This is a genomic window from Streptococcus sp. HMSC061D10 (genome assembly GCF_001808865.1).
Classification (GTDB): domain Bacteria; phylum Bacillota; class Bacilli; order Lactobacillales; family Streptococcaceae; genus Streptococcus.
Window position 1 is genome coordinate 13,552 of sequence record NZ_KV794997.1, and the last position, 19,006, is coordinate 32,557.

Sequence of the window (19,006 nt, forward strand, 5' to 3'; positions counted from 1 at the left end):
ATAGTTTTTCTAATTATTCAATAAATTGTCAGAAAATTTAATGTTTGCTCCTTTAAAATTAGAATAGACTTTTCTAGTTAAAATTGTTAAAATAATAGGGAAAATAATAGAAAAGGAAGCTATATACCACCATGATGAATATGCAAAACATGATGCGTCAAGCTCAAAAACTTCAAAAACAAATGGAGCAAAGTCAGGCTGAACTTGCTGCTACAGAATTTGTTGGAACTTCTGCTCAAAACCTTGTAACTGCCACACTAACAGGAGACAAGAAAGTTACAAAAATTGATTTCAATCCAGCAGTTGTTGACCCAGAAGATATTGAAACTCTATCAGATATGACTGTTCAAGCAGTCAATGCTGCTCTTGAACAAATTGATGAAGCAACTAAAAAGAAACTAGGTGCTTTTGCTGGTAAATTACCATTCTAATAGCATAAAAAGAGGCTGATGTTCAATTCAGCCTCTTTTGTCTTACCTAGAAAGTAAATATTTCTGCTGCTTTCTTGAGAAGCAAGTCCGTATATTCAGGATCTTCCTGAGCGGTCTCAAGCTCTTTTTTAATTCTTTCTAGATCATCTGTTATCATACCATCAACTCCCAAGCGTAGGGACTTATCAAAGGATTCCGAACTATTGATTGTCCATACATAGAGTTTTTGTTTTGTATTCCAAAGCTTGGTTACAAAATATTCATCTAAGGTAGAATATTCCATGGTATAGCCTGTTGCATTCGTTCTTGGAAAAACGGAATTGTAGGGCAGAATGAAATAGACCGGAATTTCCTTATCATACTGAGTTACTTTTTCAATAACATGATAATCCAAAGATTGCATCTGATGCCCATAGACTTTGATCTTTGCCCCATATTGATCTAGAAAATGATCCATCATTTGAGCACTATCTTTTCGACTTGTTTTTATTTCGATCAGCAATTTCTGATGAAGGTCATTGGCACGATTTATATAATCATCAAAGCTAGATATTTTGGTCTGATAACCATTTTCATAAATATCTAATTGCTTCAACTCATCTAAAGTTAAGTCTTGCGGTGTTACATTTAATCCTGCTAAACTTTTTAGGTTAGCATCATGCATCATGACAAACTGACCATCCTTGGTTTCCTGCACATCCATCTCAACTAAATCTGGTTTTAACTGAGCTGTTTTTTCTAAGGATTCAACTGTATTTTGGACACCATTCCCATTAGAAACTCCTCTGTGAGAGATAACAAGTGGAGGATTGACTACAGGTGCTTCTAAATAAACATAACCCTCAATCGCAAAGAAGACACTGGCGCACCCCATTACACCCCATCTCATGATATGATCTTTCTTTCGTCTTGGCATAATATCCAACTCCTCACCAGTTAAAAAGGAGGTAAACTTAACCAAGAAGTAAGTCAAAGCCATATAGTGGATATTTTTAATCAATATATAGTTCGAAATAGCAAGAATTAAAGATTCTCGATGTGTAAGACCATCTGCTAAAGACTGGATCATCAATAGAGGAATTAAAGGTAAATAAAAGAAAAGATTTGTTTTGACAACAATGAGAAAGAGATGCCAAGCGTAAAACCAAAAATGATTTCTGGTTTTTTCTAAACTGTAAACCACTGCTTCCTTAACCGTCATCTTTTCAAAAAAAATTTTTGGCAAAACAAAAACCAACTTAACAGAAACGCATAGGAAGAGGATTGACAAAATGATAATACCAATCCACCACATCCAGTATTTGTCTTCCATGTAGGTCTGAATAAACTCAGGTATCACTATTTTATTAAAATAATAAATTTTAAAAATCTTCCTGATAAACGGAAAAATCATAGCAATATAAACGAAGATAAACAAGGCCTTGGAAAGAGTCAGACGTTTCATGAAGGCTATACTTTCACGAAAGACCTTGCGACTATACTCAATCAAGGTTCGTTTTTCATGATAGAGAAGATGTCGAGCCCCAATGAAGAGGAGACTAATTTGAAAATAAGCCACTAAAAGGTTAATGGCTATTAAGATTAAAAAACCAAAGCTTACTAAAGGCGCATGTTTTAAAATTTCAAAAATATTGTTATAGGAAATAAACAAATAGCCCGTCTGATTTAGTAAAAAACCAGCTATCAATGAGTTCAGGGGCAACCAAATATAATCTACCAGCATGAAGATTAGAAAAAATAGAAAGAGGATTTTATCCAGATTCAGGTAAATCTTTTTAAATCCCAATTTTTTAGGTTTTTCAGGTTTCATAAAACCTCCTAATCAAACAGCTGTGATAAATCTAAACCACCGAAAGGATTAGAGTTTAGACTACTCTTGGAGTCCAGTAAGATTCTACTTTCATCAGATTCTAGGAAAGCTTCATAAACACGCGCAGTCATTCGCGCATCCTCTAAACTGTTATGAGATTGGCCCTTGAATCCTAGAAATTTAGCCACAGTCTGTAACTTGAGATTGGCAATACCATGAAGATCAGAACTACGTCGCTCAAAAGCTTCATCATAGAGATCGACTAGATATTGGCTACTATAATCCAAACCATGTTCCAACAAAATCGGTAAATCACTCTTGGCTGCATTATAACCAACAAGGGGTAACTCACCCACAAAGTCTTGAAAATTCTTAAGAACTTCCTCCACCATCGGAGCATCTTTCAAGGTTTCAGAAGTGATACCCGTTAAACCATTGATAAAACTTTTCAATGGTACATCTGTATGAACATAAGAGTCAAAAGCTCCAATTTCTTCACCATCTTTAAAACGGACAGCAGATACCTGAATCAAGTGAGTTTTATCTTGGTGTTCATTAAATTCCAAATCAAATGAAATGTAATCTCTTAATTTTTCCATCTTATCCATTCCTTACTGTATGTGTAAAAAGAAACTAATTGGTTATACCTAGAAACCAAGCAGTTTTTTCTTATCCTCCAAATAAGCGAGCAAAGAAGCCTTTCTTCGTTGCTTGTACTTCTTGCTTAGCCTGATCCAACTCCAACTGAAGGTTTTCTTGGTCCTTCATGGCTTGTAGGGTTAACTGTTGTTGTTGATCCAATTGCTTATCTTTTTCTGCGATTTGACGGTCTTTGACACGCATCTGTTCATCTTTTTCAGCTAACTGTTTGTCTTTGGCTTTTAATTGCTCATAAAGACGGATGATTTCAGCGTTCTTTTCATCAACAAGAATCTCCATCAACTCACGTTGCTTCACATCATCACTAACAGGTTCATCTTCAAAAATAGTTTTTTTGTAGATTTCTTCAAGCTTAATCAAGCCACTGCGAGTTACCACGGTGACTCCTTTATCATTTTTAGTCGTATCTTCTTCAGGTAATTCCTTGACACGGTTATTGATTGCTTGGCGGGACAAGCCCAAGACCTCAGCAATCTCACTAACAGTCATCTCAATACTCATAATATCCTCTGAAAGTTTTCTAGCTTTTCTTTATTTAAATATTATCATAAGCAAGCAAAACTGTCAAATATCACCGTGTTTTCAACCCTTTTTCAAAACAATTTCTCTTCTAAACTAAATTGTCTTTCAGCTTTTTTAAACTAAACATTAGTTTACAATTTTGCCACCAGCTCTAATCAATTGAAAACCTTTCTTGGTTTATAAAGAGTATCCCGTTTCTCTAAAATGGCTAATAACTTATCACCTTCAAAACCAGCCAATTCCTTCTCGGTTTGTTCCAATTCAATAAAGCGACCAAAACGCACTTCTTCTGCCTGTTCTGGGGTCAAATAAACCTTAACCAAGTCACCTGTCCCAATCTCTAAGGGATGAAGAAAGTCTAACTCACCAGCTTGAACCTTTTCCTCAATTTCATTCAAGGTCAAAGCATTATCTAACTGCAAGCCCGCAGCGCTTGTTCGTGTTAAATGAGACATATGAGCTGCATAGCCAAGTTTTTCTCCCAAGTCAACTGACAAGGTCCGGATATAAGTCCCTTTGCTACATTTTACACGGAAGGTAAATCGAGCCAGATTATTTTCATAGAAAATGGAACTTGTTCGTTCGAAACTATAAATCGTCACCTGACGTTCTGGACGCTCGACTTCCTGACCAGCACGCGCATATTCATAAAGTTTGCGCCCATTGACCTTGACAGCGGAGTACATAGGAGGAACTTGTTTGATAGGTCCTGTAAGGCCAGAAATCGCTTGATCAACAAGCTTTTCATCTAAGGGAGACAATACTGGTGTCTCAGCAACCACCTCACCACTAGCATCCTCGGTTGTTGTAGAATATCCTAGAGTAATTTCACCCTCGTAAATCTTACCTTCGTCCTGCATAAACTCCACCATACGAGTCGCCTTCCCTACAGCAATGGGTAAAACGCCCACAACATCAGGGTCTAGAGTTCCTCCATGACCGATTTTCTTAGTTCCTAAAATCTTACGCAGTTTAAAAACCGCATCATGCGAGGTCATCCCCGCTTCTTTTTTTAAGTTGATAATACCGTTCATTTATTAACTTTCTAAAAATACTAAAACTCTCTTTTGGAAATCATTATTCTGTTCATAGAGCGCATGCCCACACCCTGGCAAAATAAGCAGTTGACTCCCTTTAATATGCTGTTGCAATCCAAGCGAACCATCTACGCCAAGAACATCATCTTTTTCTGCTCCAATGATTAACGTAGGGCAGTTGATTTTTTCCAAAAAAGCTAGACTATCATGTTTCAAACAAGATACAGCCTGAATATCAATACGTTGTTTATCTTTAATATGACCAAAGATTCCCATTATTCGATAAAGGTATTTAAATTCTCCAAAGGATTTAGTCGTGTAAGAGTGGCGAGCAATATCAATCATCAGATCTTTATAAATACCTGACTGACTCAGGTTTAGCCAGCAACTAATTCTCTCCCTACCTAGATTATTTAGTTTTGCAGTTGTAACAGCCAAAACTAGCTTTTCAACCTTTTCTGGGAAGTTTGCAGCTAGCCATTGAGCAATCATTCCACCTTGTGAAATCCCCATAACATAAGCGGCATCTAGGTTTAGTGTCTCCATTGCTTCTGCTACATCTGCTGCCATATCCCGTGTCGTATAGTTCTGCCTCAACTCATTGATTCGAGAAAAAACATAAATTTTGTAACGTTCGGCAAGTATACGGTATGTGATTGAAAAAGGCATAGCCATACCTTTAACCGTCTGTAATCCATCACCCAATCCTGGTATGATAACGAGAGACTTCTTTCCTTTACCAAAGGTCACATAATCCATAGTTTTTCCATTTATAGACAAGGTTTTGCTCTTTGCTGAGTACAAAAACTATTCCCCCCTCAACGCTTCAAACTTAGCCTTCATGGTTGGATTTTTGCGAGTCAATTTTTTAACCGAAACATCATCCAGCTTGTTATTAGCTAGTCGGAGTTGGTTTTCTGATGTTGTTAGGAATTTCTTGACCTCTTCCATACGCTTAATGGCTTTATCAATCTCATCGATGGCCTTGCCGAAGTTGACAGAAGCTGAATTGTAATTCTTTGCAAAGGCAACCTTGAAGGCATCCAAGTCTTCCTCAAAATGCGTAATGTCAATATTTTGCTCGCGAACCAAAGCCAATTCCTGCTTGTATTTGAGAGAATTCAGTGCAGCATTGCGCAAGAGACCAATCAACTGAATAAAGAACTGGGGACGAATGACATACATCTTCTCATACTCGTGGCTAACATCGACAATCCCTGTATTGAAGTAGTCGTTATCAGCCTCAAGCATACTTACCAAAACTGCATACTCACAGTTCTTCTCACGACGATCCTTGTCCAATTCCTTGTAAAAATCCGCATTCTTATGCTTCTTCTCAGTACCATCAGCTTCATTTTTCATCTCAAACATGATGGAAATGAATTCTAGTCCATTTTCATCAAAATCACGGAAGATAAAATCGCCCTTAGAACCACGTGCTGAAACCTTATTGTCCTTCTCAAAGTAGGCATTTGGAAAGGCAAAACTACGGACCTTGTTAAACTCACTTTCTGCATAGTGTTCCAAACTTTCACCGATTGCCTTGGTTGATTGTTGGGCCTTGAAATTCTTGTAAAATTCAACCTGCTCACTAGCTGCCTTGAGCTGGGCTTCGTAGTTTTGTTTCACCGAAGCAAGAGAAAGTTCGTTTTCTTTTTCTTGTAAAAGGAGCTGATTTTTGACCTGATCGCGTTCTTTTTCAAGATCAGAAAGAGTTTTTTGTAGTTGATTTTCATGCTCCAAGCGCAGGGTAGCCAATTGATTTTCGAGAGCTTGGACTTCTTTTTCTTTCTCTAGCAAGCTTTGACTAGCACTTTGCTCTACCTCTTTCTTAGCCAATTCTTTTTCTGTATCAAAGTTGTTAATTTGACTTTGAAGCTGGGCAATTTCTTGATCTTTTTGAGCCAGTTTTGCCTGTTGTTCATTTAAGGCTTTTTGTTCCACCAATGTCAATTCTTGCTTGATTCGCTCATGCAATTCCTTATCAAACTCTACAGTTCGAACTTGAGAAAGTAGTTCTGCATATTGGCTTTCATTAACTGTAAATACTTCGCCACAATTGGGACATTTAATCTCGTTCATGTTATTCCTCTATATTTATCTATTCTACATTCATTATAGCATGGATAAACAAAAAGAAAAAGTTGGAATGAATCCAACTTTTAATCTACGTATGTATCTTCGTTTTTGTTTAAGAAGGCGTAAGGTAATCCCATCAGTAGACCACCACCAATAAAGTTACCAATGAAGGTTACACCCCAGTGACGAAGAATATTTCCAATACCGAAGTTTGCGATTGAATCAGCAGCAACACTGAATTTCACGATAGCAAATGATGCAAAGTTTGCGGCGATGTGTTCATTTGTTAAGAATACAAACATGTAAATAGCTGAAAGAACCAACCAAAGTTTAGCACCACCATCTTTTACTAAAACAAATGAAAGAATTGCGATATTTACAAAGACATTAGCCAAGATAGCTTCAAGCAAGACTAGTTCATTTGAACGGCCCAACTTCATTTCCACAACTCCAGAAATAAAGCTATCATGTGTTAGGTTTGCATAAGCTGCTGAATGGGCGAATCCCCAACCTGCTATAAGAGCACCGACTAAGTTGAAGAAAGTACAGTATAGAAGAATTTCAGCTGTTTTTCTCCAGCTAATCTTTTTCAAAAAGCTACCAGCTGTCAAGAACATCATGTTAGATGTTACCAATTCAGCATTCAAGAAGACAATGTAAGCCAATCCCCAAGCGAAAACAAATGGGAAGAGGAAACGTCCACTACCAGGAGCAATCTTATTAATCAAGTCAGCTCCAACTGCACCAGCTGCTGTACTAAATGTTAAGAATGCACCAGCAAACATTGAACGGATAGCATACTTGAATTTACTTTGACTGTAAAGACTTTCCTTTTTCTTACAAGCAAACTCAATTTTTGAGATAAATTCTGAAGAAACCATATAAACTCCTAAAACTTTTATTTGTGAATATTATAACATAAAATCGAAGTTATGGGAAGGCTTTCTTAATTCTATTTACAATATTTTTATCATTTTTAGCAATCGTTTCCATTTGCTTTGTATCAGCATATTTAATGTTTTCAACTCTTTATTTTCAAATTCTCTACTCTATATATTTACTATATGTTTTTATTTTGTTCTATATGAATGTACAAAAGAGTCTCTTTAGTTTTCAGCTAAAATCCATGCACTAATAATTTGTTTGAATTTATAGACAGAGAAAATAACGTTTTTATCAAAAGCTTCTTTGGACAAAAAAATCGAGGTCTGGATTTTTAGTCCCGACCTCCTCTATTATTGATTTTCATTTTATTTAGTAAAAGCTAAGTGCTAATCAACATAAGTCTCTTCATTTTTATTAAGATAAGCGTATGGTAAACCTATCAAGAATCCTCCACCAATCAAGTTAGCAATGAAGGTAACACTCCAATGACGGAGGATATTTGGAATATCAAAATTAGCAATTTGATCAGCTACAATACTAAATTTAATAATACTAAAAGACGAAAAATTGGCTGCAATATGCTCGTTAGATAAGAAGACAAACATAGAAATAGCTGACAAGATAATCCAGAGTTTGGCATTGCTATCCTTAACCAAAATTGAAGATAGAATGGCAATATTTACGAACATATTTGCCAAAATCCCTTCCAACAAGACCAACTCACTAGGTCGTGCCAACTTCTTGGCTACAATCTTTGGAAGATAACTATCGTGTGTCAGGTGTGAAAAAGCCGATGAATTAGCAAAGCACCAACCTGCTAACAGAGCGCCAACTAAGTTGAAAAAGGCACAATAGAGTAAAATGATAAAGGCTTTTTTCCAATCAATCTTCTTCAAAAATGTTCCAGCTGTCAAGTACATCATATTTGAGGTAACCAACTCGGCATTCAAGAAAACGATATAGGCAAGTCCCCATGCAAATACAAAGGGAAATAGGAAATAACCAGCACTTGGAACAATGCTATTGAGTAGATCTGCACCAATCGCACCTGCAGCGGTGCTAAAGGTTAAAAAGGCACCTGCAAACATTGAACGTATAGCATATTTAAACTTACTCTGATCAAAAAGACTTTCTTTCTTATGACAATAATAATCTATCTTCGAAATAAATTCTGACGAACTCATATAAACTCCTTAAAATATCATTGTTAATATTATAACATAAAATATTTTAAGAGGAAATAAATTTATGCCCTTTAGATTTGAATGTTTTTAGTGCTAGCAAAAGCTTCAATTTCTTCTGTCGACATCCCTACTATCTCTGAAACCCACAAGCCCACAATATCTGACAAAATAGAATCACAAACATATTCATCCTCCCCATGACTATATTTGCAAGTGAATAGAGGAGTTCTTATAGCTGATTGATAAAATTTTAAGGCTAACTCTTGCAGTTTTTCTGGATCAAATTCAAGTCCCAACTCTTGTGCAAGTCCAGTTCTCACTTTATCCCAATCTTCACCTTTTGACTGATAATTTTCTCGTGCTTTGTCGATAAATCCCTGACTGAATTTTTCCAACAAATGCTTGTTTTGATAGAGCAAACGACAGGAAAAGTCTGAGATAGAACCAGCATGAAGTAAGAAGGTAAGCAGGTCATCAAGGCTTTCTGCCACTCTCCCAACTTGGCCTTCACTCCCTATAAAGCCGATACTCTCATCCTCAAGAATTACATATTCTCCCCCACTACCGTCTTTAGCAAAGGCTATGGGCGAAAGAGAATAAACTTCATTGTTCTGAGAAAATTCAACCTCTTTTAACTGGTCATAAAAGAGAATATCGCATTCTTGCATCAATAAAATTCTCAGTTGATTATCTTCTCTTATTACTTGTAGTTGAAGCATATTAGCTACTCTCCTGGCTTTGACAATTGTCACAAGTGACAACAATTCAATTTTAGCAATCGACTCTTAATAATAATAGATTTTAATATGGCACTTCTTGGCCACATTGGCAAGATTTTTCACTAACTCCTCGTTTCTTTTGCTTTTTCCAAAATGAAAAGTAAAAGATTTTCCATCTTTCCTTGTAAAGTACAGATGATACCTGTCCCCATTCATTCTTCTCCCTCGAACGTAATCAATATCAATCTGTCTAATTTCAGCTAGAGGAACAATCCTTTTTCTAAAAAGAATAATCGTGTGAATGTATAATCTTCCCTTTGCAATATGAAAAGGATCCAACATACTCCCACCACTTTTTAAGGATGTCTTAACTCTTTGGAAAAAAAGATAGAAATAAAATAGTGCTAAAAAAATTAACAAAAATCTAATGACCTGATTTTTCCAAAGGACTTCAAAAACTGAAATACGATAACTATACATATTAAAATAATCCCTTTTTTCTTTATTATACCACTTTTGTTGAGAGTCTGGGGCTATAGAAAAATAAGAAAAAGACTGAACAAAGTTCAGCCCCTTTTACGAATGGTTGATAAGATATCTTTATCTAGTCAAATCAAGTCGTTTACCGATTTTTCCGATAAGAATAGCACCAACAATGAGTGAAGCGAATTCTCCGATAGCAGTTGTAAACCAAGTTAAGAAGAAAGGTGCTTCTGCTACGATGTTCAATTCAGTAGCAATGGTGATCATTGAAATCGAAAAAAGAATTGAAAAGAAGAAATGATCTTTACGAATCAATCCATTAAAAAGATAGTCTTTACTATATTTGCTAAACAACCATACGCCTAAACTTAGGAAGACAAGCGTAGAGCCCCCACCAACTGCGACGTCGATGATTCCAAAACTGAAGAAATTTGCAATCATACATCCAAGAGTAACACCGATAATGTACTTAGGATTGTAAAAGGCAAGGAAATTCATCATTTCAGAAATACGGAACTGATAAGCACCGTAACTGATAGCATTAAGGGGTGGTGTGATTGTCAAAACCACATAAATGGCTGCGACAATGGCAATATCTGCCAAATCACGGACAGTTAGTTTTTTCATGTTTTCTCCTTTAGCGATTAACCCGCGTAAAATATGCTTGGTGAAAGAAGCTAAGCACCAAGGGTTGAGCAAGTCAACCTTTCAAGTATAGCACATTTATGTCCTTTATGCTATACTGTTTTTATGAAAAGATACATAAAAAAATTTTTCGACAATGAAATCCTCTCCTACTTATTTTTTGGAGTTGCAACTACACTTGTTTCTATCATTGTTCGTATCACTATTTTTTACTTTTTCCAACAAGAATTATGGGCGACTGCTCTGGGAAATATAGCTGGAATTTTGTTTGCTTTTTTCACCAATGATACCATTGTTTTTAAACAAAAACGAAAAAATTGGTTCAAGCGTCTGATAAAATTTACGACCGCAAGATTCATTACCTTCCTCTTAGACCTGCTTCTAACCTTTATTTTTGTGACGAGTTTCCCCCATATTATCGGTCAGTTTGTAGGTGATAATCTCAATACTATCAATACAATTGAGACTATTTTTGCACAAGTTACTATCATAGTCCTCAATTACATCTTCAGTAAAGTTTTTGTTTTTAAAAAACACTAAGCATATTTCTTGCATTCAACAGATGATTAAGTTATAATTTGGATTGTAAAAATTTCGAAAGGAAAAAGAAAATGTTAAAAGATCTTAAAGAATTTTTACTCCGCGGTAACGTTGTAGACCTTGCTGTCGGTGTGATCATCGCTTCTGCTTTTGGTGCTATCGTTACTTCATTTGTTAATGATATCATCACTCCACTCCTATTGAACCCAGCCTTGGAAGCTGCGAAAGTACAAAACATCGCTGAGCTTGCATGGAATGGTGTTACATATGGTAAATTCTTGAGTGCTGTTATCAACTTCCTTGTAGTTGGTACTGTTCTATTCTTTGTGATTAAAGCTATGGAAAAAGCTCAAAGCCTTACTAAAAAAGAAGAGGTTGTTGAAGAAGCACCTGCTGGTCCAACTGAGTTGGAAGTTCTTCAAGAAATCAAAGCTCTTCTTGAGAAAAAATAATCATATAGAGGATTCGGTTCAATACTGAATCCTTTTTTATTCTCCTTTTACTGAGCTTAGAAAAAACTTGAGTTCAGCTCTCTTTTTTGATATAATAATTAAAGTTTCCACCCTTAGTGTAATGGATATCACGTAAGATTCCGGTTCTTGAGATGGGGGTTCGATTCCCTCAGGGTGGATTGATGAAAACAAAAAAAGCAACGGCGCCGTTGCTTTTTTTCTGTGTTACCCTTGTCTTTGAATATAGAACATTGACATCAAAGAAAGAATAATAACACCAAGTCCGATGATTAAAAAGGAACCCAAATGAACGCTTGGTAGAAAGGTCATTAACCCTTTCGCAATGGGCATAAAGAGAATCGCCAGTGTAAAAATGGTACTCAATACCCTCCCCAGATAGTCTCCATCAACCTTGGTCTGTACCTGAGTAAAGAAGTGAATATTAAAAATTGTCATAAATAATTCACAAACTAGGTTTCCTGAAAAAGTAAGAAAATTAGGCAGTGGTAAGCCCATCATGAAAACTCCTACTCCTGTGAGGATCAATAAGAACAAAAGTGTATTCATGCTCGATTTAAATTTATTTGCAATCAATGCTCCGATGATTGAGCCAATTGCACCCATGGTTAAGATAGTTGCATAGGCTCCGTCTACACCATAAAGTTTATTTGAAAAAGGGAGCAAAAACTCAAAAGCTGCAAAAAAGAAATTCACACTGGAAGCCACTAACAAGAGAAAGAAAATTTCTTTTTGATGCCTGATATAGTGCAAGCCATCTTTGATATCCGCAAAAATATCTTTCCCGGTGAAACTCTTCTGCTCTTGAACCTTTGGTTCTTCTTTTGGAAGTAAAGCAACTAGTGCAAAAGCAATGAAAAAAGTCAGAGCATCTAGTAAGAGCGTCATATGAAGACTTGCAAATTGTAAAACAAGGAAAGAAAGCACAGGAGAGCTAACAGCTACCACCTGCAAAACTAACTCTAAGCGTGAATTGTAGGTCACTATCTCGTCTTTTTCTACTACTTCTGTGATAATAGCTTTATTGGCAGTGCGAGAAAATGCAAAGGCAACTGCCTGAACAATATTAGCAAAAATCAAAGCGCCAATCATCCAGCTGTCGTTCCTTATAAAAGAAATAGCCAGACAAAGAATTCCACAAACCAAGTCGGTCGTCATCAAAATCTTGCGACGAGAAAATCGGTCTGATATAACTCCACCAAAAGGATTAACTAGAATGGATGTGACGAGTTCAGAGATCTGATAAATTCCTAGAACGGTCTGTCCTATCGTTCCCATTGATGCCAACCAAACACTGTTTCCATAATCATAGAGCATATTTCCTATCTTGTTTATAGCTCCACGACTAATTAACTGTACTGCGTATCGATTCATAAAAACTCCTCTCAAATTTTGAAACTATTGTATCAAAACTTGAAGGAGTTTCTCATTTTTCCCATATTTGGGAAAATTAATCTTTGACAAATTTCTCGTAGTGTTCCTGATAGTAGGCTACTTGCTCTGGAAGACCTAGTAGGTCAAAAATACGCATGGCCTCTTTCATCTGCTTATAGCCTTCTTTACACTGTCCTTTTTGGTACAAGGAAAAGCCTTTTAGATAATGGAAAATATTACGCTCATACAGTTTGATCCCTTTACCAATAATCTTCTCTGTATAAGTCTCAAAATAGCTTGCATTTTCAAAAGAAAGATGCTCTAAACAATGCTGGTAACAATTAAGGGCTAAAATCAAGACCAGTTTTCGATGGCGTCCAATTTCTTTGTAGAAATCCTCCCTCTCCATCACTTCTCTACCAAGTCGAGCAACATAGTCCACATCATAAAAGCTATAGAGATTGCCAAAGAGGATCAACTCATACATGGTCCATTCATCTGTTTGGAAAAGATAATCTGCCACCTTATCCAGATCACCTTGCTTCATAGTGAAGCTAGCATCTCTTTGACAAATCAGACCTTGTAACAAAATCCAGTTCAGCTCAAAATAGAGGGGATTAGTTGAACTCTTAGCTTTTTCAAGTTGTTCTCTTTGAAGCTTTTGAAAACCTGCAATATCATTTGAGTAGTAAAGTGGAATAATCTGAGCCATCAAGCTGACATGCTCATGATGTTGAAAATTTCTGGCCTTATCCATAAAATTTTCAATCGTCACGTGAATATTATCTAATATTTCAAAGAAACGTGAAGCAGCCAGATCAGACTCCCCTAATTCAAAGCGAGATAATTGGGAGGTCGAACAGGCCTCTCCTGCAGCTTCTTTTAGAGAGTAATTTTTACTGATTCGAAATTCACGAAAGACTTTTCCAAGATGTTCCATCTTACACCTGCTCCGATAATTCTTCCCATTCAAGCATAGCTTCTTCCTGACGATAGCTAATTTTATCCAGTTCTGCTTGTAATTGCATGAGTTCATCTGCATCATTGGTGGTATGCATTTGTTCAGAGATAGCTTGGGCTTGAGTTTCCAGTTCTTCGATTTCTGCCTCTAGGTTTTCGATTTGTCTCATCAATTTACGCAGTTCTTTTTGACTCTCCTTTTGAGCTTGGTAGTCATTAACTGGAGAAGCCTCTTTTTCTTGGTTATATGCTGCCACTTCTTCCGCTTGGCTAGCTATTAGCTCTGCTTTTTTATCAACATAATAGTCATAATCACCTAGATAAAGCGTTGATCCACTCTCAGATAATTCCAGTACATGAGTAGCTACACGGTTGATGAAATAACGGTCATGGCTGACAAATAGAAGAGTCCCATCAAAGTCAATCAGGGCATTTTCCAGAACTTCCTTGCTATCAATGTCCAAGTGGTTGGTCGGCTCGTCGAGGATCAAGAAGTTATTGTTTTCCATGGAAAGTTTAGCTAGGAGCAATCGAGCTTTCTCTCCACCTGACAGCATGCCAACTGATTTCTTAACATCGTCACCTGAGAAAAGGAAGGCACCTAGGCGATTACGAATTTCTAGTTCAGGAGTCAGCTTGAAATCATTCCAGAGTTCATCTAAGACTGTATTACTCGGTGTTAGTTTGCTCTGAGTCTGGTCATAGTAACCAACCTCAACATTAGCACCAAATCGCTTTTCACCCTTAATAAAGGGAATCTGGCCCACAATGGATTTAATAAAGGTTGACTTACCAATACCGTTAGGACCAACAATGGCAATAGCATTCATCTTACGAAGATCAAGGTTGATGGGTTCTGATAAGATTTCACCATCATAGCCAATAGCAGCATTCTTGACCGTTAAAACGACATTACCAGATACTTTATCAGAATGGAAGGTCATATTAGCTGATTTTTTACCAGCTTCAGGCTTATCTATACGCTCCATCTTTTCCAGTTGTTTACGTCTAGATTGAGCTCGTTTGGTTGTTGATGCTCGAACAAGATTTCGGTTAACAAAGTCTTCTAAGGCAGCAATTTCCTTCTGTTGCTTTTCGTAGTTTTTAGCTTCAGTTGCGAGCTTCTGCTCCTTTTGCTCCACAAAACTTGAGTAGTTTCCTACATATCTATCTAAAGAATGTTTGGTTAAGTCGAGTGTTATGGTCGCAACCTTATCGAGGAAATAACGGTCATGGCTGACGATAATCAAGGCACCACTGTAGTTGACCAAATAGTTTTCTAACCAGGCAATGGTTTCAATATCTAGGTGGTTAGTCGGCTCGTCCAAGACCAAGAGATTAGGCTTTTCAAGGAGCATTTTGGCAAGGGCTAAACGGGTATTTTGACCACCGGAAAGCTCAGCGATTCGCATCTGCCACATGGACTCGTCAAACTTGAATCCATTTAAAATAGAGCGAATATCGGCTTCATAGGTAAATCCTCCAGCCTGACGGAAATTTTCTGATAGGCGATCATAGTCAGACATAAGTTTGTCTAATTCTACCCCAGTTTTTTCCCCCATTTCCAACTCCATCTGTCGAAGTTGTCTTTCAATACAACGCAAGTCATCAAATACATGTAGCATTTCATCGTAAATTGTATTTTCAGACTCAAAGCGACTATCCTGTGCTAGATAAGAGAGGGAAATATCTTTTTTCTTATTGATTTCACCAGTGGTTGGCTCCTCTTCTCCAACCAATATCTTGAGTAATGTAGATTTTCCTGCACCATTTTTCCCAACGAGGGCAATGCGGTCTCTTTCATCTACTTGTAGGTTTATATTATCAAAAAGAACCTCTCCAGCAAAAGAACGTTCAATTTTATTAGCTTGTAAAATAATCATACAGTTAGTATAGCATGTTTCGGTAAGCCGTTCAAGACTTGTGGTTTAGGTATATTTCATAACTTTTTCAGAAACTTATGCTAACGTTTTACTAAAACTTCAAATCGTGGTATAATGAAGGCGATTAGATTATATATTAAAGGAGATTTTCTATGGCTTACCAAGAAAACTACCAAAAATGGGTTGATTTCGCAGAACTTCCAGACTATCTTCGTCATGATTTGGAAAATATGGACGAAAAAACTAAGGAAGACGCATTCTATACAAATCTTGAGTTTGGTACTGCAGGTATGCGTGGATTGATTGGTGCTGGAACTAACCGCATTAATATCTACGTTGTTCGTCAAGCAACTGAAGGTTTGGCTCGTTTGATTGAGTCAAAAGGTGGAAATGAAAAAGAACGTGGTGTAGCCATCGCTTATGATAGCCGTCACTTCTCTCCAGAATTTGCCTTTGAATCTGCAGCAGTTCTTGCTAAACACGGCATCAAATCTTACGTATTTGAAAGCCTTCGTCCAACTCCAGAACTTTCATTTGCCGTTCGTCACCTCAACTGTTTCGCAGGTATCATGATCACAGCTAGCCATAACCCTGCTCCATTTAACGGTTACAAGGTTTACGGTGAAGACGGTGGACAAATGCCTCCACACGACGCGGACGCTTTGACTACTTATATCCGTGCAATCGAAAATCCATTTGCAGTTGAAGTTGCTGATGTGGAAGCTGAAAAAGCTTCTGGCTTGATTGAAGTTATCGGCGAAACTGTTGACGTAGAATACCTTAAAGAGGTTAAGGACGTAAACATCAACCCAGCCTTGATTGAAGAATTTGGTAAGGACATGAAGATTGTCTACACTCCACTTCATGGTACTGGTGAAATGTTGGCTCGTCGTGCCCTTGCTCAAGCAGGATTTGACTCTGTTCAAGTCGTTGAAGCACAAGCAACTGCTGACCCAGACTTCTCAACTGTAAAATCTCCAAACCCAGAAAGTCAAGCAGCCTTTGCCCTTGCTGAAGAACTTGGTCGTCAAGTTGGTGCAGATGTTCTTGTAGCAACTGACCCTGACGCTGACCGTGTTGGTGTTGAAGTTCTTCAAAAAGATGGTAGCTACCTCAACCTTTCAGGTAACCAAATCGGTGCCATCATGGCCAAATACATTTTGGAAGCCCACAAAAACGCTGGAACTCTTCCAGAAAACGCGGCTCTTTGCAAATCTATCGTATCAACTGACTTGGTAACGAAGATTGCTGAAAGCTACGGCGCAACTATGTTCAACGTCTTGACTGGTTTCAAATTTATCGCTGAAAAAATCCAAGAATTCGAAGAAAAACACAATCACACTTACATGATGGGATTTGAAGAAAGCTTCGGTTACTTGATTAAACCATTTGTACGTGATAAAGACGCTATCCAAGCCGTTCTTGTCGTTGCTGAACTTGCAGCCTACTACCGTTCACGTGGTTTAACACTTGCAGATGGTATCGAAGAAATCTACAAAGAGTACGGCTACTATGCTGAAAAGACAATCTCTGTTACTCTTTCTGGTGTTGACGGTGCTGAGCAAATCAAAGCAATTATGGCTAAATTCCGTGAAAACGGTCCAAAAGAATGGAACGCAACAGAAATCACTTTCTTAGAAGACTTCAAAGCACAAACTTCTACTGCCGCTGATGGCACTGTAACAGCCTTGACTACTCCCCCAAGTGATGTATTGAAATACACTCTTGCAGATGGTTCATGGATTGCAGTTCGTCCTTCAGGTACTGAACCAAAAATCAAATTCTACATTGCAGTTGTTGGTGAAAGCAACGAAGATTCACAAACTAAGATTGCTAACATCGAAGCTGAAATCAATGCTTTTGTAAAATAAAGCAACTATCTAAAGGTCGGGAAAAATCCTGACCTTTATTTTTGATGATAAAGTAAAAGCTGACTGTAATTCATGTCTTCTTCTAGTTCTTTTGAGCAAAACTTCAGTTTCTATGTCTTTAAAGACACAGGGATATCGGACTAGAAAATCAGACTTAGTTTACTGATTTCTGCCCCACCATCTATTTCCGTATCAAAACTGAGCAATTTTAGCATTTTTATGGCATACTAGTTTTATCAAAAAAAGCGAGGTATTCTGATGGAACAATTTTTAGAAAACATCAAAGATCTTGAAGTGACAACAGTTGCGCGTGCTCAAGAAGCGCTCGACAAGCAAGAAACAGCAACTTTCTTTATCGGCCGCAAAACTTGCCCTTACTGCCGTAAATTTGCAGGTACATTGGCAGGTGTCGTAGCTGAAACAAATGCACATATCTACTTCATCAATAGTGAAGAACCAAGCCAACTTGAAGCTTTACAAGACTTCCGCTCACGCTACGAAATCCCAACTGTACCAGGATTCGTTCATGTTGAAAATGGACAAATCAATGTCCGTTGCGACTCTTCAATGTCAGCTCAAGAAATCAAAGAATTTGCTGGGTTGTAAAATAGTATATAAAAAAGAAGGCATAGGCCTTCTTTTTTATATATCTGTCAATGGTGTTGCGGTGTCTGGTGAAGTATCGTAAACTTGAAAGTCTACTCCTACTCCTAGATCTGCTTGAGCTAGCTGATTGACCATGGTCATGTGAGCTAGCTCCTTGATATTATTCTCCTTAGACAAATGGCCTAGGTAAATCTTCTTGGTACGATTACCTAGTGTTCGAATCATAGCATCTGCTCCATCCTCATTTGAGAGGTGGCCAAGGTCAGACAGGATACGTTGTTTGAGTCGCCATGCGTAGGATCCTGCTCGTAGGATTTCAACATCATGATTAGACTCAATCAAGTAGCCATCGGCATTCTCGACAATGCCAGCCATACGATCACTAACATAGCCTGTATCCGTCAGCATGACAAAGCTCTTGTCGTCCTTCATAAAACGATAAAACTGGGGCGCAACTGCATCATGACTCACACCAAAGCTCTCAATATCGATATCACCAAAGGTTTTGGTTTTCCCCATCTCAAAAATATGCTTTTGCGACGAGTCAACCTTACCAAGATACTTACTATTTTCCATAGCCTGCCAAGTTTTCTCATTGGCGTAAAGATCCATGCCGTACTTACGAGCCAGGACGCCCACACCGTGGATATGGTCAGAATGCTCATGCGTTATCAAGATAGCATCCAAATCCTCTGGTTTACGATTGATTTCACTCAATAGGCTTGTAATTTTTTTGCCAGATAGTCCCGCATCTACTAAAATTTTCTTTTTTGGTGTTTCCAAGTAAAATGAATTTCCACTGGAACCCGATGCTAAAATACTGTATTTAAAACCGATATCACTCATT

The 19,006-nt window shown here is 37.5% G+C and carries 20 protein-coding genes, 1 tRNA gene and 1 riboswitch; of the genes, 6 read left to right on the forward strand and 15 right to left on the reverse strand.

Annotation, left to right across the window (positions count from 1 at the left end; genetic code table 11):
• The first annotated feature begins 131 nt into the window (after positions 1–131).
• On the forward strand, positions 132–431 hold the full coding sequence (locus HMPREF2728_RS01510; RefSeq protein ID WP_000981533.1) for a YbaB/EbfC family nucleoid-associated protein: 300 nt from the start codon (positions 132–134) through the stop codon (positions 429–431).
• A 46-nt stretch (positions 432–477) separates the two neighbouring features.
• Here HMPREF2728_RS01510 and HMPREF2728_RS01515 read toward each other — a convergent pair whose 3' ends face one another.
• The 11 genes from HMPREF2728_RS01515 to HMPREF2728_RS01565 all read right to left on the reverse strand — a co-directional run bounded on the left by HMPREF2728_RS01515 (position 478) and on the right by HMPREF2728_RS01565 (position 10,437).
• A complete protein-coding gene (locus tag HMPREF2728_RS01515; RefSeq protein ID WP_075226864.1) occupies positions 478–2,241 on the reverse strand; it encodes a glycerophosphoryl diester phosphodiesterase membrane domain-containing protein in 1,764 nt (587 codons plus the stop codon).
• A gap of 8 nt (positions 2,242–2,249) precedes the next feature.
• A complete protein-coding gene (locus tag HMPREF2728_RS01520) occupies positions 2,250–2,840 on the reverse strand; it encodes a 3'-5' exonuclease (protein WP_075226865.1) in 591 nt (196 codons plus the stop codon).
• Between the two features lie 70 nt (positions 2,841–2,910).
• Positions 2,911–3,402 (reverse strand): chromosome segregation protein RocS, encoded by a 492-nt coding sequence (gene rocS / locus HMPREF2728_RS01525; protein ID WP_000021254.1) that lies wholly within the window; start codon positions 3,400–3,402, stop codon positions 2,911–2,913.
• A gap of 176 nt (positions 3,403–3,578) precedes the next feature.
• On the reverse strand, positions 3,579–4,457 hold the full coding sequence (gene truB / locus HMPREF2728_RS01530; protein WP_075226866.1) for a tRNA pseudouridine(55) synthase TruB: 879 nt from the start codon (positions 4,455–4,457) through the stop codon (positions 3,579–3,581).
• Between the two features lie 3 nt (positions 4,458–4,460).
• On the reverse strand, positions 4,461–5,264 hold the full coding sequence (locus HMPREF2728_RS01535) for an alpha/beta fold hydrolase (RefSeq protein ID WP_075226867.1): 804 nt from the start codon (positions 5,262–5,264) through the stop codon (positions 4,461–4,463).
• A gap of 3 nt (positions 5,265–5,267) precedes the next feature.
• Positions 5,268–6,542 carry a DUF2130 domain-containing protein gene (locus HMPREF2728_RS01540; protein ID WP_075226868.1) on the reverse strand — a complete coding sequence of 425 codons (1,275 nt, stop codon included), beginning with the start codon at positions 6,540–6,542 and terminating at the stop codon, positions 5,268–5,270.
• 80 nt (positions 6,543–6,622) lie between these two features.
• The gene (locus HMPREF2728_RS01545; protein ID WP_075226869.1) at positions 6,623–7,420 is read right to left on the reverse strand and encodes a formate/nitrite transporter family protein; all 798 of its coding nucleotides are present in this window, start codon (positions 7,418–7,420) and stop codon (positions 6,623–6,625) included.
• Between the two features lie 390 nt (positions 7,421–7,810).
• Positions 7,811–8,608: a formate/nitrite transporter family protein gene (locus HMPREF2728_RS01550; RefSeq protein ID WP_075226870.1), complete on the reverse strand. Its 798-nt coding sequence runs from the start codon at positions 8,606–8,608 to the stop codon at positions 7,811–7,813.
• A 71-nt stretch (positions 8,609–8,679) separates the two neighbouring features.
• The gene (locus tag HMPREF2728_RS01555; protein WP_075226871.1) at positions 8,680–9,327 is read right to left on the reverse strand and encodes a hypothetical protein; all 648 of its coding nucleotides are present in this window, start codon (positions 9,325–9,327) and stop codon (positions 8,680–8,682) included.
• 66 nt (positions 9,328–9,393) lie between these two features.
• Positions 9,394–9,807, reverse strand: a complete 414-nt coding sequence (locus tag HMPREF2728_RS01560) for a hypothetical protein (RefSeq protein WP_075226872.1) — start codon at positions 9,805–9,807, stop codon at positions 9,394–9,396.
• A gap of 120 nt (positions 9,808–9,927) precedes the next feature.
• Positions 9,928–10,437, reverse strand: coding sequence for a QueT transporter family protein (locus HMPREF2728_RS01565; protein WP_075226873.1), 510 nt, complete (start codon positions 10,435–10,437; stop codon positions 9,928–9,930).
• Positions 10,435–10,532, reverse strand: a riboswitch (PreQ1 riboswitch). (Overlaps the previous gene by 3 nt.)
• A 28-nt stretch (positions 10,533–10,560) precedes the next feature.
• Here HMPREF2728_RS01565 and HMPREF2728_RS01570 point away from each other — a divergent pair.
• The 3 genes from HMPREF2728_RS01570 (at position 10,561) to HMPREF2728_RS01580 (ending at position 11,626) form a co-directional block, all read left to right on the forward strand.
• Positions 10,561–10,995 (forward strand): GtrA family protein, encoded by a 435-nt coding sequence (locus HMPREF2728_RS01570; protein ID WP_049526581.1) that lies wholly within the window; start codon positions 10,561–10,563, stop codon positions 10,993–10,995.
• A 71-nt stretch (positions 10,996–11,066) separates the two neighbouring features.
• Positions 11,067–11,447: a large conductance mechanosensitive channel protein MscL gene (gene mscL, locus HMPREF2728_RS01575; protein WP_049526579.1), complete on the forward strand. Its 381-nt coding sequence runs from the start codon at positions 11,067–11,069 to the stop codon at positions 11,445–11,447.
• 107 nt (positions 11,448–11,554) lie between these two features.
• Positions 11,555–11,626: transfer RNA gene (locus HMPREF2728_RS01580), tRNA-Arg, on the forward strand.
• Positions 11,627–11,672: 46 nt separating this feature from the next.
• On the opposite strand, the gene HMPREF2728_RS01585 is transcribed toward HMPREF2728_RS01580, so the two are convergent.
• The 3 genes from HMPREF2728_RS01585 to HMPREF2728_RS01595 form a co-directional block, all read right to left on the reverse strand.
• Entirely contained in the window at positions 11,673–12,839 is a 1,167-nt protein-coding gene (locus HMPREF2728_RS01585) for an MFS transporter (protein WP_075226874.1), read from the reverse strand.
• 76 nt (positions 12,840–12,915) lie between these two features.
• Positions 12,916–13,779 (reverse strand): XRE/MutR family transcriptional regulator, encoded by an 864-nt coding sequence (locus HMPREF2728_RS01590; RefSeq protein WP_075226875.1) that lies wholly within the window; start codon positions 13,777–13,779, stop codon positions 12,916–12,918.
• Between the two features lies 1 nt (position 13,780).
• Positions 13,781–15,682 carry an ABC-F family ATP-binding cassette domain-containing protein gene (locus HMPREF2728_RS01595; RefSeq protein ID WP_075226876.1) on the reverse strand — a complete coding sequence of 634 codons (1,902 nt, stop codon included), beginning with the start codon at positions 15,680–15,682 and terminating at the stop codon, positions 13,781–13,783.
• A gap of 152 nt (positions 15,683–15,834) precedes the next feature.
• On the opposite strand from HMPREF2728_RS01595, the gene HMPREF2728_RS01600 reads away from it, so the two are divergent.
• The gene (locus tag HMPREF2728_RS01600; protein WP_075226877.1) at positions 15,835–17,553 is read left to right on the forward strand and encodes a phospho-sugar mutase; all 1,719 of its coding nucleotides are present in this window, start codon (positions 15,835–15,837) and stop codon (positions 17,551–17,553) included.
• Between the two features lie 258 nt (positions 17,554–17,811).
• Entirely contained in the window at positions 17,812–18,159 is a 348-nt protein-coding gene (locus HMPREF2728_RS01605) for a DUF6568 family protein (protein WP_075226878.1), read from the forward strand.
• A gap of 36 nt (positions 18,160–18,195) precedes the next feature.
• Here HMPREF2728_RS01605 and HMPREF2728_RS01610 read toward each other — a convergent pair whose 3' ends face one another.
• Positions 18,196–19,005 (reverse strand): MBL fold metallo-hydrolase, encoded by an 810-nt coding sequence (locus HMPREF2728_RS01610; protein ID WP_001279898.1) that lies wholly within the window; start codon positions 19,003–19,005, stop codon positions 18,196–18,198.
• Position 19,006: the final 1 nt, after the last annotated feature.